The organism is Micromonospora sp. NPDC048170 (assembly GCF_040652795.1).
Classification (GTDB): Bacteria; Actinomycetota; Actinomycetes; order Mycobacteriales; family Micromonosporaceae; genus Micromonospora.
The window spans coordinates 108,615-124,448 of record NZ_JBEZMR010000004.1; the positions used below are offsets into that span (position 1 = coordinate 108,615).

A 15,834-nucleotide genomic window follows, 5' to 3' on the forward strand; every position below is an offset into this window, starting at 1 on the left:
CCCGCAGAATCGCCGCACCCCCTCCGGTCGGCGAAAGGCAGCCCGTGCGCTACCGCCACCTCACCACCGCCACCCTCGCCCTGGGCGTCGTGCTCCTGACCGACGTGCTGCGCGTCTTCCTGCCGGCCGTCATCACCATCTTCGGGCAGGCCGCCTCGACCCCCGCCGAACTGCTGGGAGCGTTCGCGCTCGGCTGGTTCGTGCTGGCCCTGGCCGCGCCCGCGCTGGTCCGTCGGGTGGGCGCCCGCCCCGTCACGCTCGTCGCCGCGGTGCTGCTGGTCGTCGCTCGCCTCGCCGTCACCGGCCAACCGGGCGGGCGGCTCCAGCTCTGGCTGGCCACGGCCGGGCTGCTCGCCGGGCTGGTCTGGCTCGCCGGTGCCGCCGCCGGCACCGATCGCCCGGTACCCGGGTTGGCGCTGGGGCTGGCGCTCGGCGCCGTCGTGCACACGGCGCTGGACACGTACCGCTCGGCGTTCTTCGGGGACTGGCCGGCGTGGCTCGCGGCCGTCGTGGTCAGCGGCCTGTTCCTGGCGGGGCAGGCGCGGCCCGCACCGCCGGCCGGTGCGGGCGGCGTACGGAGCTGGCTGCTGGCGGGACCGGCGCTGCTGCTCGCGGGCATGGTGGCGCTCTCCCCGGCGGTCGTCCGCACGGCGACGTCGTACCAGTTCGGTCTGCTGCGGTCGGATCCCGTCGACGGGGTGGGGGTGGCCACGGTGCCACTGTTCGGCCCTGCCCCGCTCGCCGTGGCGGTCGGTGGCTTCCTGCTCGCCGCGCTGGCCCCGCCCCGCCGGGGGGCCTGGCGGTGGCTCGGGCCGGCGGCCCTGGTCGGCGGGGCCGTCCTCGTCGCCCTCGGGCGCGGGGAACTGCTGCTGCCGGCCGTCCTGCTCAGCGCCGTCGGGCTCGGCGCGTGCCTGGCGTCGGCCGGCGCGACCGACGGGCAGACCGGCAGCGGCGCCGACCCGGCCCGTGCCTCGGCCGGCGGCGGGCCCGCCGAGCGGGACCCGCTGCGGGATCCGGCACAGGAGGGCCCACGGGACCCGGCGCGGGAGGCTGCGCGGGAGCCTGAGCCGGACTCGGCGCGGGCGGCTGGGCGGCGCGGGTACGCCGCGGTCGGGGGGATGCTGGTCTTCGCCGTCGCGGCGATCGTGTACTACTCCGCCTACGACCTCGGCCACCCCAACGCCGGGGTGCCGGTGGCGGTGGCGGTGCTGGTCGCCGCCGTCGCGCTGGCCGTCCGGCCCGCCGCGGTGCCGGTCCGGTCGCCGCTGCCGCCGGTGTGGACCGCCGCCTCGGCCGCCGTGCTGACGCTGCTGGCCGCCATCGCGAGCGACGAGCTGCTCTCCGCGAGCAACCGGGACGGGCCGCCGGACACGGTGCGGGTGGCGGCGTACAACGTCCGGATGGGGTTCGGGATGGACGGCCGCTTCGACCCGGACGCGCTGGCACGGGCCGTCGCCGGGGCCGACGTCGTGGCGCTCAGCGAGGTGGACCGGGGCTGGCTGCTCAACGGCGGCCACGACACGCTCGACCTGCTGGCGGAGCGGCTGGACATGCCGTACGTCTTCGCGCCGGCCGCCGACCCGCTCTGGGGGGACGCGGTGCTGAGCCGGTGGCCCCTGGACGCGGCGCGGACCCGGCCGCTGCCGGCCGTCGGTGCGCCCACCGGCGCGCAGGCCCTCGGGATCACGATCGACTTCGGCGGGGACGTCCGCCTCGCGGTGGTCGCCACCCACCTGCAACCGCCACCCGGCGAGGACCCGGTGGTCCAGGCCCGCGCGGTCGCCGACTTCGCCGTCCGGTACGCGGCCGGCCGGCCGCTGGTGGTGGCCGGCGACCTGAACACGGAACCGGGCGACCCGGCGTTCGCCGAGTTCACCCGGGCCGGTCTGGTCGACGCGCTGGCCGCCGCCCGGCCCCTGCCGACCAGCCCGGCGGACGACCCACACCAGCAGATCGACCACATCTTCGTCACGCCCGGGCTGGCCACCCGCGATCCGGCGGCCCGACCCACGACGGCCAGCGACCACCTGCCGGTCGCGGTGACCCTGACCCTGCCGCCGACCTGACCCGCCGCGTGCCTGGCCGGGCCGGCCCGGTCAGAGGCGGTCGACCGCGAGCAGGTGGTCGCCGGCGAAGGCGAGCAGCCAACCGCCGCCCTTCGGGGTGGTGAAGTCGTCCGGCCGCCCGCTGAGCCGGGCCAGGGCGCCCGGAATCACCTTGCCCTGGCCGCACACCCCCATCGGCTCGCCCGTGGCCGCCAGCGCGGCCAGGAGGGCGGCGGCGGCAAGCACGCACTCGTCGGTCTGTTGGCCCGGCCGAGGCTCGTCCAGGTCGCCGTCGATCTCGATCGGCAGGTCGAGCAGCGCCGCCGCCGGGTCGAGGGTCTGTACGCAGCGGCGGGCCGAGGCCGACAGCAGGCGTACGGGGCGGACGAGCGCCACCAGCGGGGCGAGCGCGTGCGCCTGCGCCCAACCCTCGGCGTCGAGCGGCCGGCCGGTGTCGGGGCCCGACCAGGTGGCCCGCCTGCCGGCGTGGGCGTGCCGGACCAGCGCCACCGTCCCGGTGACCGTCGGCAGGGCCGCGAACGCGGCCAGCACCTCGGCGTCGTGCGGGTAGCTGACCAGCCGGACCGCCTCGTCCACGCCGAGCCAGCGCACGTCGTCGACCTCGGTGGCCGGCTGGAAGCCGCCGGTGGCCACCGCCCGCATGGACCAGTAGTCGACCGCCTTCGGGCGGCCCTCGCTGCGGTAGCGCACGGTGGGCAGGCGCACCTGCGGCACCGCCCGGACATCGGCCTCCTCGGCCACCTCCCGGACGGCGGCGAGCAGCGGATGCTCGCCACGTTCCAGCTTGCCCTTGGGCAGCGACCAGTCGCCGTAGCGGGGCCGGTGCACCAGGCAGACCCGTACCCCGCCGCGCGGCGCGCGGGTGGCGTCCGCGCCGCCGGAGGTCGGTTCGGGCTCGTCGGCGGGGCGCCACACGACACCGCCCGCCGCCCGGATCGGCGACGTCGCGTCGGGGGTCCCGGCCGGCCAGCCCCGACCGGGGCCGGCTCCCTCCCGCTCATCCAACATCTGGTCAGCCTATGCGCGTACGGGTCAGCCCGCCGTGCCACCGACGCGACGCAGCAGCAACTCCTGGAGGTGGACCAGCGGCTCCTCGGCGGTGCCCGTACGCCGGCTCCAGGTGCCGTCCGCCGCCAGCTCGAACGCGTCCACGTCGGGGCTCATCGCGGCGGTCATCACGTGGTCCAGTTCGGCCCGGGCGACCGGGTCGCTCACCCGCACCAGCGCCTCGACCCGGCGGTCCAGGTTGCGGTGCATCAGGTCGGCCGAGCCCATCCAGAACTCGGCGTCGCCGTCGTTGCCGAACCGGAAGATCCGGGAGTGCTCCAGGAACCGGCCCAGGATGGAGCGGACCCGGATGTTCTCCGACAGCCCGGGCACCCCCGGCCGCAGCGTGCACATGCCCCGGATCACCAGGTCGACGTGGACGCCGGCCCGGGAGGCCCGGTAGAGCGCGTCCGTGATCTCCTCGTCGACCAGTGAGTTCACCTTGATCTGCACGAGCCCGGGCATGCCCAGCCGGACGTGCCTGATCTCCCGCTCGACCCGCTCGATCAGCCCGCTGCGGATGCCCTGCGGCGCCACCAGCAGCCGCCGGTACGCGGTCTGCCGGCTGTAGCCGGTGAGCACGTTGAACAGGTCGGTCAGGTCGGCCCCGATCTCCGGGTCGGCGGTGAGCATGCCGAAGTCCTCGTAGAGCCGGGCGGTCTTCGGGTGGTAGTTGCCGGTGCCGATGTGGCAGTAGCGGCGGATCTGGTTGCCCTCCTGGCGTACCACCAGGGCGGTCTTGCAGTGCGTCTTGAGCCCGACCAGGCCGTAGACGACGTGGCAGCCGGCGCGTTCCAGGGTGCGCGCCCAGCCGATGTTGGCCACCTCGTCGAAGCGTGCCTTCAGCTCGACCAGCACCACCACCTGCTTGCCGGCGGCCGCCGCGTCGACGAGCGCGTCCACGATGGGGGAGTCGCCGCTGGTGCGGTAGAGGGTCTGCTTGATGGCCAGCACGTCGGGGTCGGCGGCGGCCTGCTCGATGAAGCGCTGCACGCTGGTGGCGAACGAGTGGTACGGGTGGTGCACCAGGATGTCGCCGTCGCGCAGGGTCGCGAAGACGCTGCGCGGCACCTCGCCCTCGGTGAGCCGGGGGTGGGTGGCCGGCACGAACGGCGGGTCCTTCAGGTCCGGCCGGTCGGCCTCGTTGTAGACCTGCCAGAGCGCGGAGAGGTCGAGCAGGCCGGGCACCCGCAACACCTCCTGGTCGTGCATGTCCAGCTCGCGGACGAGCAGTTCCAGCACGTGGTCGGAGATCGAGGCGGCCACCTCCAGCCGGACGGGCGGGCCGAACCGGCGCCGGGCCAGTTCCCGCTCCAGGGCCTGGAGCAGATCCTCGTCGCGGTCCTCGTCGACCTCCACCTCGGCGTTGCGGGTGACCCGGAACAGGTGGCACTCGACCACCCGCATGCCGGAGAAGAGCTGCCCCAGGTGCACCGAGATCAGGTCCTCCACCGGCAGCATCCGTACGCCCGGCAGGTCGCGGTGCACCCGGACGAACCGGGGCACGTTGTTCGGCACCTTCACCCGGGCGAAGAACTCCGAGCCGCCGTCCGGGTCGCGGACCGCCACCGCGAGGTTGAGCGACCGCCCCGAGATGTACGGGAAGGGGTGCGCCGGGTCCACCGCCAGCGGGGTCAGCACGGGAAAGATCTGCTCCCGGAAGTACGCGCGCAGCCGTTCCCGCTCGGGGTCGTCCAGCTCGGCCCAGCGCAGGATCCGGATGTCCTCGGCGGCCAGCTTCGGCAGCACCTCGTCGGTGAAGCAGGCCGAGTGCCGGGCGACCAGCGTCGCGGCCTTCCCGGCGACCAGTTCCAGTTGGGTGCGCAGCGGCATCCGGTCGCCACCGCGTACCGGCAGGCCGGCCTGGAGCCGGCGCTTCAGCCCGGCGACCCGCACCATGTAGAACTCGTCGAGGTTGCTGGCGAAGATGGCCAGGAACTTGGCCCGCTCCAGCAGCGGCGTGCGCGGGTCCTCGGCCAGCGCCAGCACCCGGGCGTTGAAGTCGAGCCAGGAGAGTTCCCGGTTGAGGAAGCGGTCCTCCGGCAGCGGCTTCGCCGGGGGCGGCTCGTCCCCCGGCTCCGCGACCGGCGGTCCTGCCGCGGCCGGCTCGTCGGCGGGCTCCGCCGGCGGCGACGTGGCTCCGGCCGGCGGGCCGGGTACCGGGTCCAGCACCTCCTCCAGCCCGGCGGAGGCGGCCGCCGGGTCGATGTCGGCGGTTCCGGCGGCTCCGTCGGCGTGGACGTGGCCGTTCGGTCCCCGGGACCGGGTGCCGTTGCGGGGTGCGGCCGGGTCGGTGTGCGGTCGGTTGGCGGGGTGCTCGCGAGGGGTGCTCACCCGCTCATAATCACCCGGACGCGGTTAACGCAAAACGAACTTCGACCAGCCGCTCAGGCCATCGTCGGCAAGGTCACCCGGACCACCTCGCCGGTGGCGTCGGTCTCGACGCGCAGCCGCTGGCCGAGGCGGAGCAGCCGCAGCCCGGAGGCGTCGAACGCCCGGGCCGGGAAGGCCAGCTCGGTGCCGTCGTCGAGGAGCAGCGTCCCGCTGCGGGTCGCCGCGTCGTAGGTGGCCACCGTGCCCTGCATGCCCCGCACGCTACACGCCCCTCAGGCCGGGCAGGCGGCTGCGGCCAACGCGGCCGTGCGTGGTCCCAGCCCGAGCCGGGCCGCGGCGGCCAGGTCGTCGGCGGTGTCCACGTCGCGCCGCAGGCTCGGCCAGTCCCCGGTCAGGGCGATCGCCCCGCTCGCGGCGTGCGCGGCGGCCGAGCCGATCCCGAAGCGGGGGTCCAGGGGCACGCCCGGTGGCGCGGCCAGCAGCACGGTGCCCTGGCCGGGGGTGTCGGCCACGTACCGGCGTACGCCCGGGGGCAGGGCCTGCGCCGCGTGCAGCGCCGCCGCCAGCTCGGCGGGGCGCAGCGCGGGCAGGTCGGCGGTGAGTCCGGCCACCCAGCCGCCGCCGGCGGCCGACGCGCCGTGCCGGAAGGCGGCGTTCAGCCCGGCACCGGGGACGTCGGGCAGCACCCGGGCGCCCGCGCGGCGGGCGGTCTCGGCCACCCGGGCGTCGTCGGTGACGACCAGCACCCCGGCCACCGCCGGGCAGGCCCGCACCGCGGCGACCGTGTCGGCGGCCAGGGCCAGCGCCAGCTCCTCGTGCGGTACGGCCGGCAGCGCCCCCCGCAGCCGGCTCTTCGCGGCGGCGAGGCGCTTCACCGGCACCACCACGGTCCACCTCGGCTGACTCACACCGCCATCCTGCCAGCCGCGCGTCGGTACCCTCTCTGGCCGGACCCGGGTCGAGCAGGCATGATTTCCGCTGCGGGCATCACCGGGTACGGATCCGGTGCGGTCGGGGCGGCACGAGGAGGCGCGGTGACACGGCGGGTGCTGGGGTTCTGGCAATGGTTCGCCGTGGTGCTGGTCAAGCCGGTGATGACCGTCTGGACGCGGCGCACCTGGCGTGGCATGGAGCACCTGCGCCACGACGGCGGCGTGATCATCGTCCCGAACCACATCTCGCACGCCGACCCGCTCGTCGCGGCCCACTTCGTCTACGACTCCGGCCGCTGGCCGCAGTTCCTCGGCAAGGCGAGCGTGTTCCGGGTGCCGGTGGTCGGCTGGATCCTGCACCGGTGCCGGCAGATCCCGGTCGAGCGGAACACCGTGGACGCGGTGCGGTCGCTGGACCATCTCGTCGCCGCGCTCGACCGGGGCGGCGCGGTGGTGATCTACCCGGAGGGCACCATCACCGGCGAGCCGGACCTGTGGCCGATGAAGGGCAAGACCGGCGCGGCCCGGCTCGCGCTCGCCACCGGGGCGCCGGTGGTCCCGGTCGCCATGTGGGGGCCGGAGCGGATCTTCGACCCGCGCCGGGCCCGACTGAACCCCCGCCCCCGGATCCCGGTGACCGTGGTCGCCGGGCCGCCCGTCGACCTGAGCCGGTGGGCCGGCCAGACCCCGACGAAGGCCGTCCTCGAGGAGATGACCGACACCATCATGCTGCGCCTTCGTGACATGCTCACCGACATCCGAGGCGGCACCCCGCCACCGCTGTGGGAACGGACGGGCCGCACCGCGGGCGCCCGGCGGCCGGAGGCGACGGCGTGAGCGGGCACGTCGCGGTCCTGGGCGCCGGCTCGTGGGGCACCGCGTTCGCCAAGATCCTCGCCGACGCCGGCCGGGACGTCACCGTGTGGGCACGCCGGCAGGCGGTCGCGGACACGATCCGCGCCGAGCGGCGCAACCCGGAGTACCTGCCGGACGTGCTGCTGCCGCCCCGGGTCACCGCGACGGGGGACGCCGCCGAGGCGATCACCGGGGCGGAGGTGGTGGTGCTGGCGGTGCCGTCGCAGACGCTGCGCGGCAACCTGGCCGGGTGGGCCGCGCACCTGCATCCGGACGCCACCCTGGTGTCACTGATGAAGGGCATCGAACTCGGCACCACCAGGCGGATGAGCGAGGTGATCGTGGAGACCGCCGGGGTGGCGGCGGACCGGGTGGTGGTGGTCTCCGGCCCCAACCTCGCCCCGGAGATCGCCGCCGAGCAGCCCGCCGCGACCGTGGTCGCCTGCACCGACCAGGACCGGGCCACGCTGGTGCAGCGCTCGATCACCACGCCCTACTTCCGCCCGTACACGAACGACGACGTGATCGGCTGCGAGTTGGGCGGCGCGGTGAAGAACGTGATCGCCCTGGCGTACGGCATCGCGGTGGCGATGGGCTTCGGCGACAACACCCGGGCCATGCTCGTCACCCGGGGGCTGGCCGAGACGGCCCGGCTCGGGGTGGCCCTCGGCGCCGACCCGCTCACCTTCGCCGGCCTGGCCGGGATGGGTGACCTGGTCGCCTCCTGCTCGTCGCCGCTGGCCCGCAACCGCACCTTCGGCGAGCACCTGGGCCGGGGCGCGACCCTGGAGGAGGCCCGCATCGCCACCCGGCAGACCGCCGAGGGCGTCAAGAGCGCGTTGGCCCTGCGCGACCTGGCCCGGGCGCACGCGGTGGAGATGCCGATCACCGAGCAGGTCGAGCTGGTCTGCCACGAGGGCATGGACCCCCGGCTGGCCGTGACCACCCTGATGAGCCGCACCACCAAGCCGGAGTGAGGGACATGACCGAGCCGCGCGACGGCACCCGCTGCGTCCGCGCCGGCCTGCCGGAGCCGGCCCCCGGCCAGCCGTTCCTGCCCGGGCCGGTGTTCGCCGCGCCGTACCACCTGGATCCGTGGGCGGGGCCGGCGGCGGCGTCCGACGGCTACGGCCGGCCCGACAACCCCACCCGGCGGCTGCTGGAGGCGGCGATCGGGGAGTTGGAGGGTGGCGACTGCCGGGTCTTCGCCAGCGGGCAGGCCGCGATCACCGGGCTGCTGCTGACGGTGCTGAGGCCGGGGGACACCGTGGTGCTCCCGTCGGACGGCTACTTCTCCGTCCGGGCCTTCGCCGCCGACACCCTGGAAGGCATCGGGGTACGGGTGCTCCTCGCCCCGACCGCCGGCCCGCACCCGGGGTTCGACGGCGTACGCCTGGTGCTGCTGGAGACCCCGGCCAACCCCGGCCTGGACGTCGCCGACGTGGCGGCGCTGGCCGCCCGGGCGCACGCCGCCGGCGCCCTGGTCGCGGTCGACAACACGACGGCCACGCCGCTCGGGCAGCGTCCGCTCGACCTGGGCGCCGACGTCGTGGTGGCCTCCGGTACCAAGGCCCTGACCGGGCACTCCGACCTGCTGCTCGGCTACGTCGCGACCCGCTCGGCCGAGCTGAGGGACGCGGTCACCGCCTGGCGGAACGCCACGGGGGCGGTGCCCGGGGCGTTCGACGCCTGGCTCGCGCACCGGTCGCTGGCCACCCTGGACCTGCGGCTGGCCCGGCAGACCGCGAACGCGCAGGCCCTCGCCGGGCTGCTCGCGGGGCGCGACGACGTGACCGGGCTGCGCTGGCCGGGGCTGCCCGGCGACCCGGCGCACCCGGTGGCGTCGGTCCAGATGCGACGGATTCCGGGGGTGCTCTGCTTCGACCTCGGCGACGCCGGGCGGGTGGCGCGGTTCCTCGACGCGGCCCGGCTGGTGTCCGCGGCCACCTCCTTCGGTGGCCTGCACACCACCGCCGACCGGCGGGCCCAGTGGGGCGACGACACGCCGCCCGGCTTCGTCCGGCTCTCCTGCGGGGTCGAGGACGCCGTCGACCTGGTCGCCGACGTGGCTGCCGCGCTGGACGCGAGCCGCTGAGCCGGGCGGAGGTTCCCCGTGGCCGCCTTCGCCTTCCGCCCCGACCGGGCCGCCCTCGTGCACCGGTTACGCACCGCAGGCTGCGTCTACGCCGAGGACGAGGCGGAGTTGTTGATCGCTGCCACGGACTCGGCCGAGACGCTTGCCGGCCTGGTCGACCGCCGGGTCGCCGGGCTGCCGCTGGAACACGTGCTCGGCTGGGCCGAGTTCTGCGGCGAACGGATCGCCGTCGACCCCGGCGTGTTCGTGCCGCGGGCGCGTACCGCCCTGCTGGTCGACGTCGCCGTCGCGGTGACCGGGCCGGGGGCGGCCGTGGTGGACCTGTGCTGCGGTTCCGGCGCCACCACCGTGGCGCTGGCCCGCCGGCTCGCGCCGCGTTGGCTGGCCGCCGCCGACGTGGACCCCGCCGCCGTGGCCTGCGCCCGGCGCAACCTCGACCCGCTGGCCGTCCCGGTCTTCCAGGGCGACCTGTACGACCCGCTGCCGGTGCGCTGGCGGGGCCGGCTGGACCTGGTGCTGGCCAACGCCCCGTACGTGCCGACGGCGGCCGTGGCGCTGATGCCGCCCGAGGCCCGCCTGCACGAGGCGCCGGTGGCCCTGGACGGCGGGCCGGACGGGCTGGCGGTGCTACGCCGGGTCGCCGAGGGCGCGGCGCGCTGGCTGGCCCCGGGCGGGCACCTGGTGGTGGAGGCGGGCGAGACGCAGGTGGCGGCGCTCGGTGTGGTGCTCGCCGCCGTCGGCCTGCCTCCCACGGTGACGCGGGACGACGACCGGGACGCCATCGCCGTCACCGCCCGCCGCCGCGGCTGATCCCGCCGGACGACGGTCCCGCCGGCTCCCGACGGTGGGACCGTCGTCCGGCGGGATCATGGCGCTGGGCATGGTGCGGGCGGGCCGCCCACCGTCACAGCATCCGGCGCCGCTTCAGGTATGCGACCAGGTCGTCGTAGACGCCCCCCTCGTTGGCGAACATCGCCACGTTGCGGGCGGTGGCCATCCACGGTTTCGTCGACGGCCGGACCTCCTTCGTCGCCCGCTCCAGATCCCGCTGCTCGATCATTCGCACCTCGCCGGTGCGTACCGAGTCGGCCATCGCGAACTCGGCGGCCGTCTCGCAGAGGTGGGCCAGGTCGGCGCCAGAGTAGTCCTCGGTGGCCGCGACGATCTTCCGCAGGTCGATCCCCGCGATCGGCCGCTCCCGCAGGTGGTACTCCAGGATGGACGCACGCGCCTCGGCGTCCGGCGGCAGCACCAGCACCACCCGGTCGAGCCGCCCCGGTCGGCGCAGCGCCGGGTCGACGTCCCACGGGGTGTTGGTGGCGGCCAGCACGAAGACCCCCTCGTTGCTGCCCTCCATCCCGTCCAGCTCCGCCAGCAGTTGGTTGCCCAGCGTCCGCATCGAGCTGGAGCCGACCTGGGAACGCTTGTGCCCCAGCGCGTCGACCTCGTCGAGGAAGAGCACGCAGGGCGCGTTGCGGCGGGCCGCCTGGAACAGCTCGTGCAGGTTGCGCTCCGAGTTGCCCATCCACATGTCGAGCACGTCCACGATGGACAACGAGATGAACTTCGCGCCCATCTCCCCGGCGACCGCCTTGGCCAGGAACGTCTTGCCGCAGCCTGGCGGGCCGTAGAGCATCAGCCCGCCGCGCAGGCTCTTGCCGTACATCCGGCGCAGTTCCGGGTTGCGCAGCGGGCCGAGGAAGGCCAGCTCCAACCGCTCCTTGACCGCCGACATGCCGCCCACGTCGGCCAGCCGGATGCCGGAGGTCTCCACGTCGTACACCCGGTCGGAGTGACCGGCCACCGGTTCCGGCTCGTCGCCCGCGCGGGCGAACCGCGGCGGCACGATGTCGGCGAGTTCCTCCTCGTAGGCGGCGAGGGGATCCTGGCCGGCGGTGGCGGCGGGCCCGGCCGGCGCCGGGCGCTGCGCGGGCGGCTGCGGGCTCGCCGGGGACGGGGTCGGCGGCGGGGGTACGGAGCCACCCAGCGCCCGCTGCATCAACGCCTGCGCCTGGTTGTTGCCCGGATCCCGGGCGAGAGCCTGCCCGACCTGCGCGATCGCCTCCCCGGCCCGGCCGGCGTCCAGCAGCAGCGCGGCGAGGTGCAGTCGCAACGGCAGGTCGTCCGGGCGGGCGTCCAGCGCCGCCGACAGGGACTCGATGAGGGGATCAGCGCTCATAGGACGTGCAGCGTAGTGGGCCCGTGGCACCCCCACCGCCCCGGATCGCCCGCGTGCGTGGTAACGCAACGTGCATGCCCTGTTGACCGGTTGCCGCCTCCCGTCGCCTGTGCGGGTATCGGCAGCCGGCACCCGCCACGCACAGTAAGGTCAACCGGTGAAGCGCCACGACCCGCAGTCGCGTACGAAGAGGTGACCGGAGTGACCACCCCAGGCAGGACCCGCGTGGCGATCGTCTTCGGCGGCCGCAGCCCGGAGCACGGCATCTCCTGCGTCAGCGCCGGCAGCGTGCTCGGCGCCCTCGACCCGGACGAGTTCGAGGTGGTGCCGATGGGCATCACCCGGGCCGGTCAGTGGGTGCTGACCAGCGGCGACCCCGGCCAGTTGGCGATCAACGCGCGCCGGCTGCCGGAGATCACCGCCGATTCCGGCACCGACATCGTGCTGCGTGCCGACCCGACCGGCAACGGGCTGATGGTGCTCGACCCGACGGAGGGCCCCCGGGCGCTCGCCGACGTCGACGTCGTCTTCCCGGTGCTGCACGGCGCCTACGGCGAGGACGGCACCATCCAGGGCATGCTGGAGATGGCCGGCATCCCCTACGTCGGGGCGAACGTCTTCGCCTCCGCCGCCGCCATGGACAAGGAGTTCACCAAGAAGCTCTGCGCCGCCGAGGGCATCCCGGTGGGCCCGTACGCGGTGCTGCGCAACGGGATGACGCTCAGCGAGGCGGACAAGGAGCGGCTCGGCCTGCCGGTCTTCGTGAAGCCGTCCCGGGCCGGCTCGTCGTTCGGCATCACCAAGGTCGACGACTGGGAGGCGCTGGACGCGGCGGTCGCCACCGCCCGCCAGATCGACCCGAAGGTGCTGGTCGAGGGGGCGGTCGTCGGCCGCGAGATCGAGTGCGGCGTGCTGGAGGGCGAGGCCGGCGGTGTGCCGGAGGCGTCCGTGCTCGCCGAGGTCCGGGTCGTCGGGGACTACGACTTCTACGACTTCGAGGCGAAGTACATCGACTCCGAGTCTGCCTGCGAGTACGACATCCCGGCCGAGTTGCCCGAGCGGGTGACCCGCCAGGTCCAGGAGTACGCCGTCCGCGCCTTCACCGCGCTCGACTGCGCCGGCCTGGCCCGGGTCGACTTCTTCGTCACGCCGGAGCTGGACGTCTACCTCAACGAGATCAACACCATGCCGGGCTTCACCCCGACGTCGATGTTCCCGCGGATGTGGGCGGCGTCCGGGCTGGAGTACCCGAAGCTGGTCAACCGCCTCATCCGCACCGCCCTGCACCGCGGCGTCGGCCTGCACTGAACCGACCCACGGGTAAGGAAGGGCACCTTCCTGACGCCTGATGTACAGGAAGGTGCCCCTTCCTGACCCGTCAACGCCCCGCCCGCGCGCCAGGCGGGGCAGGGCGGGCGTCAGCCCTGGCAGCCGCGCGGGGCGTCGCCGCCGGAGGGCACCGAGGCCACGATCGTGTCCGAGATGGGGGAGACCCACTGCAACGCCTGCCCGTAGGTGCGCGGCACGCGGACCGTGACGGCCGTCTCCCGGTCCAGCGTGGTGAGTACGGTGACGTCGGCCTGCTCCGTGGCGTGCCAGCAGACCCTGTTGACGGTCCAGACGTCGTCGGTGTCGCCGACGGTCGGCTCGGCCCCGCCGCACGCGACGGTGACCGCCGGGTCGCCGTACGCGGCGTTCTGCTCCGGACCGGCGGTGACCGGGCGCTGCGGGAGGTTGTTGACCGTGGCCGGCAACTGGGAGAGCAGGGCCCGGCAGACCGTGGCGGGCCGTTCGGCCAGCGTCGGTGCGGCCATCTCGACCGGCGCGGTGGACCCTGGGCCGGCGGTGGTGGCGGTCACGCTCGGCGTGGCTACCGGCTCGGCCTGCTCCTGCGGGGAGAGTTGGCCGATCGCGAGCCAGCCCACCAGCACGGTGACCGGCAGTGCGACCAGCGTCGCGACCAGCGCGGCGCCACGGGTCGCCCGGTCGCGGGACGGCCGCTCGGGGGCGACCTCGTCCGGCTGGGCGGAATCGGTGACGGGGGAGTCAGTGATCTTGTCCACTTACAGGCGCACCACCGAACACGTGAGGGTGCGGGTGATGCCGGGCACCATCTGCACCTTGCTGACGATGAGTTTGCCGAGCTCGTCGACGGTGTTCGCTTCGGTGAGCACGACCACGTCGTACGGCCCGGTGACGGCGTCGACGCGTACCACGCCGGCAAGGTCCGAGATGTGACCGGCCACGTCACGCGCCCGTCCGACCTCGGTCTGGATGAGGATGTACGCCTGAACCACGACTCGACCTCCTTCCGTCGCCGCCCGAAGGCGGCCCGAAGGGAGAAAGTACCTTACGGACCAGGTCTGATCCCTATCGGTGGTCAAGGAGAAGCGGTGAGCGAGCACGGCGGAGGGCCGGCATGAGTGTCGCGGGGGTCGGCGAGTTCGGCCTGATCGATCGGGTGACCGCCCGGTTGTCGTACGGATCGACCGTTCTGCTCGGTCCGGGGGACGACGCCGCGGTGGTGGCCGCTCCGGACGCCCGGGTCGCGGCCTCGACCGACGTGCTGGTGGAGGGACGGCACTTCCGGCGGGACTGGTCCGGCGCGCGGGACGTCGGCCACCGGGCGGCGGCGGCGAACCTGGCCGACATCGTCGCGATGGGGGCACGGCCGACGGCGCTGCTGGTCGCGCTCTGCATACCGCCGGAGTTGGAGGTCGGGTGGGCCGAGGAACTCGCCGACGGGCTGGCCGCCGAGGCGGCGAAGGTCGGCGCGAGCGTGGTGGGCGGGGACATGTCGGCCAGCCCGACGTTGACGATCGCGGTCACCGCCCTCGGTGATCTCGGCGGCCGGCCGCCGGTGACCCGCTCCGGCGCGCGGCCCGGGGACGTGCTGGCCCTGGCCGGCCGCACCGGGTACGCGGCGGCCGGGCTGACCGTGCTCTCCCGGGGTTTCCGCACGCCCCGGCTGCTGGTGGACGCGTACCGGCGACCCGAGGTGCCCTACGCGGCGGGGCCGTACGCCGCCCGGCTCGGCGCCACCTCCATGATCGACGTGTCGGACGGGCTGCTCGCCGACCTCGGGCACGTGGCGAAGGCCAGTGGCGTCGCCGTGGACGTGCGCCGGGACGCCTTCGAGGTGCCCCGGCAGATGCGCGACGCCGCCCAGGCACTCGGCGTCGACCCGTACTCGTGGCTGCTCGCCGGCGGCGAGGACCACGCGCTGGCCGCCACGTTCCCGTCGGCGGTGGCGCTGCCGTCCGACTGGCGGCCGATCGGGCGGGTCGCGGAGGGCTCGGGCGTCACGGTTGACGGCCGGCCGTACGACGGACCCGCCGGCTGGGACCACTTCCGGTAAGGGTCGATCGGGGTCGTAGCCTTTACTTCGTGAGTGAGATCGAGATTCGCGTCGAGCGCTTCGACTCGGCGGTGGCGCAGGGGCTGATCCGTGCCGCGTTGGCCGACCTCGGCGCCCGGTACGGCGGCAGCGGCGACGAGACCCCGGTCGACCCGGGCGAGTTCGTGCTGCCCGCGGGGGCCTTCCTCGTCGCCCACCTCGGTGGTGAGCCGGTCGCCTGCGGCGGCTGGCGCAGCCACGGTGACGAGGGCGACACCGCCGAACTGAAGCGGATGTACACCGCACCGGCGGCCCGGGGCCGGGGTGTGGCCCGGGCGGTGCTGGCGGCGGTGGAGCGCTCGGCGCGGGAACACGCGCGCAAGCGGATCGTCCTGGAGTGCGGCGACAAGCAGCCCGAGGCCATCGCCCTGTACACGGCGGCCGGCTACGAGCGGATCCCCAACTTCGGCTACTACCGGGACGCCCCGGGCTGCATCTCCTTCGCCCGAACGCTCTGAGCCGTCCCGCCTGCGCTGAAGAGCCGTCCCGCCTGCGCTGACCGTCTCGGACGCTCCGGCCAGGGGCCCCGCACGCGCTGGATCTCCTCCCGCGCGTCGGGGCCCGCCCGGGCTCCCGGCGCCCCGGCACACACGACAGAGCCGGCGGACCGCAATGGCCCGCCGGCAATGACGAGTGTGAAGGGTGGGGCCTACCGCGTCAGGCGCGGGTGACCTTGCCAGCCTTGATGCAGGAGGTGCAGACCTGCATCTTCTTGGTGTTGCCGCCACCGGCCGGGGTACGCACCGACTGGATGTTCGGGTTCCAGCGGCGGTTGGTCCGCCGGTGCGAGTGGGACACGTTGTGGCCGAAGCCCGGTCCCTTGCCACAGACGTCGCACACGCTAGCCACGGGATACTCCTGGGATTGAAACGTTCATGAGGTCGCCGCCAGGCGTAGCCCGGGCAACCTGGCCAGGTTACCCGATCCCC

The 15,834-nt window shown here is 74.8% G+C and carries 16 protein-coding genes; 8 read left to right on the forward strand and 8 right to left on the reverse strand.

Going from position 1 to position 15,834, the window contains the following annotated elements; genetic code table 11:
• The first annotated feature begins 44 nt into the window (after positions 1 to 44).
• Positions 45 to 2,066, forward strand: a complete 2,022-nt coding sequence (locus AB0D32_RS09080; RefSeq protein WP_357086751.1) for an endonuclease/exonuclease/phosphatase family protein — start codon at positions 45 to 47, stop codon at positions 2,064 to 2,066.
• 30 nt (positions 2,067 to 2,096) lie between these two features.
• Here the strand turns inward: AB0D32_RS09080 and AB0D32_RS09085 are convergent, their stop codons facing one another.
• Genes AB0D32_RS09085 through cofC form a run of 4 tightly spaced genes read right to left on the reverse strand, consistent with a single transcriptional unit; the run spans position 2,097 to position 6,355 of the window.
• Entirely contained in the window at positions 2,097 to 3,074 is a 978-nt protein-coding gene (locus tag AB0D32_RS09085) for an NUDIX hydrolase (protein WP_357086753.1), read from the reverse strand.
• A 24-nt stretch (positions 3,075 to 3,098) separates the two neighbouring features.
• Entirely contained in the window at positions 3,099 to 5,447 is a 2,349-nt protein-coding gene (locus AB0D32_RS09090) for an RNA degradosome polyphosphate kinase (RefSeq protein ID WP_357086757.1), read from the reverse strand.
• A 53-nt stretch (positions 5,448 to 5,500) separates the two neighbouring features.
• Positions 5,501 to 5,698, reverse strand: a complete 198-nt coding sequence (locus tag AB0D32_RS09095; protein ID WP_210836971.1) for a cold-shock protein — start codon at positions 5,696 to 5,698, stop codon at positions 5,501 to 5,503.
• 21 nt (positions 5,699 to 5,719) lie between these two features.
• Positions 5,720 to 6,355, reverse strand: a complete 636-nt coding sequence (gene cofC / locus AB0D32_RS09100; protein WP_357086761.1) for a 2-phospho-L-lactate guanylyltransferase — start codon at positions 6,353 to 6,355, stop codon at positions 5,720 to 5,722.
• Between the two features lie 126 nt (positions 6,356 to 6,481).
• On the opposite strand from cofC, the gene AB0D32_RS09105 reads away from it, so the two are divergent.
• The 4 genes from AB0D32_RS09105 to AB0D32_RS09120 are packed head-to-tail and all read left to right on the forward strand — an operon-like array spanning position 6,482 to position 10,139.
• Complete coding sequence (locus AB0D32_RS09105; protein WP_357086764.1) at positions 6,482 to 7,216, forward strand: lysophospholipid acyltransferase family protein; 735 nt, start codon at positions 6,482 to 6,484, stop codon at positions 7,214 to 7,216.
• Positions 7,213 to 8,211 (forward strand): NAD(P)H-dependent glycerol-3-phosphate dehydrogenase, encoded by a 999-nt coding sequence (locus AB0D32_RS09110; protein WP_357086766.1) that lies wholly within the window; start codon positions 7,213 to 7,215, stop codon positions 8,209 to 8,211. Before AB0D32_RS09105 ends, AB0D32_RS09110 begins: the two co-directional genes overlap by 4 nt.
• Positions 8,212 to 8,216: 5 nt before the next feature.
• Positions 8,217 to 9,329, forward strand: a complete 1,113-nt coding sequence (locus AB0D32_RS09115; RefSeq protein ID WP_357086768.1) for a cystathionine gamma-lyase — start codon at positions 8,217 to 8,219, stop codon at positions 9,327 to 9,329.
• An 18-nt stretch (positions 9,330 to 9,347) separates the two neighbouring features.
• Positions 9,348 to 10,139, forward strand: coding sequence for a putative protein N(5)-glutamine methyltransferase (locus AB0D32_RS09120; protein WP_357086770.1), 792 nt, complete (start codon positions 9,348 to 9,350; stop codon positions 10,137 to 10,139).
• A 94-nt stretch (positions 10,140 to 10,233) separates the two neighbouring features.
• Here the strand turns inward: AB0D32_RS09120 and AB0D32_RS09125 are convergent, their stop codons facing one another.
• Positions 10,234 to 11,508 carry an ATP-binding protein gene (locus tag AB0D32_RS09125; RefSeq protein WP_357086772.1) on the reverse strand — a complete coding sequence of 425 codons (1,275 nt, stop codon included), beginning with the start codon at positions 11,506 to 11,508 and terminating at the stop codon, positions 10,234 to 10,236.
• 201 nt (positions 11,509 to 11,709) lie between these two features.
• Between AB0D32_RS09125 and AB0D32_RS09130 the strand changes: the two genes are divergently transcribed.
• Entirely contained in the window at positions 11,710 to 12,816 is a 1,107-nt protein-coding gene (locus AB0D32_RS09130) for a D-alanine--D-alanine ligase family protein (protein WP_357086774.1), read from the forward strand.
• 110 nt (positions 12,817 to 12,926) lie between these two features.
• Here the strand turns inward: AB0D32_RS09130 and AB0D32_RS09135 are convergent, their stop codons facing one another.
• Both AB0D32_RS09135 and AB0D32_RS09140 read right to left on the reverse strand, forming a co-directional pair.
• Entirely contained in the window at positions 12,927 to 13,571 is a 645-nt protein-coding gene (locus tag AB0D32_RS09135; RefSeq protein ID WP_357086776.1) for a DUF3515 family protein, read from the reverse strand.
• The gene (locus tag AB0D32_RS09140; RefSeq protein ID WP_357086778.1) at positions 13,572 to 13,805 is read right to left on the reverse strand and encodes an Lrp/AsnC ligand binding domain-containing protein; all 234 of its coding nucleotides are present in this window, start codon (positions 13,803 to 13,805) and stop codon (positions 13,572 to 13,574) included.
• A gap of 122 nt (positions 13,806 to 13,927) precedes the next feature.
• Here AB0D32_RS09140 and AB0D32_RS09145 point away from each other — a divergent pair, with 122 nt between their 5' ends.
• Both AB0D32_RS09145 and AB0D32_RS09150 read left to right on the forward strand, forming a co-directional pair.
• Positions 13,928 to 14,866 carry a thiamine-phosphate kinase gene (locus tag AB0D32_RS09145; RefSeq protein WP_357086780.1) on the forward strand — a complete coding sequence of 313 codons (939 nt, stop codon included), beginning with the start codon at positions 13,928 to 13,930 and terminating at the stop codon, positions 14,864 to 14,866.
• A gap of 29 nt (positions 14,867 to 14,895) precedes the next feature.
• Entirely contained in the window at positions 14,896 to 15,363 is a 468-nt protein-coding gene (locus AB0D32_RS09150; RefSeq protein WP_357086782.1) for a GNAT family N-acetyltransferase, read from the forward strand.
• 199 nt (positions 15,364 to 15,562) lie between these two features.
• Here AB0D32_RS09150 and rpmB read toward each other — a convergent pair whose 3' ends face one another.
• On the reverse strand, positions 15,563 to 15,754 hold the full coding sequence (gene rpmB, locus AB0D32_RS09155) for a 50S ribosomal protein L28 (RefSeq protein WP_088963534.1): 192 nt from the start codon (positions 15,752 to 15,754) through the stop codon (positions 15,563 to 15,565).
• Positions 15,755 to 15,834: the final 80 nt, after the last annotated feature.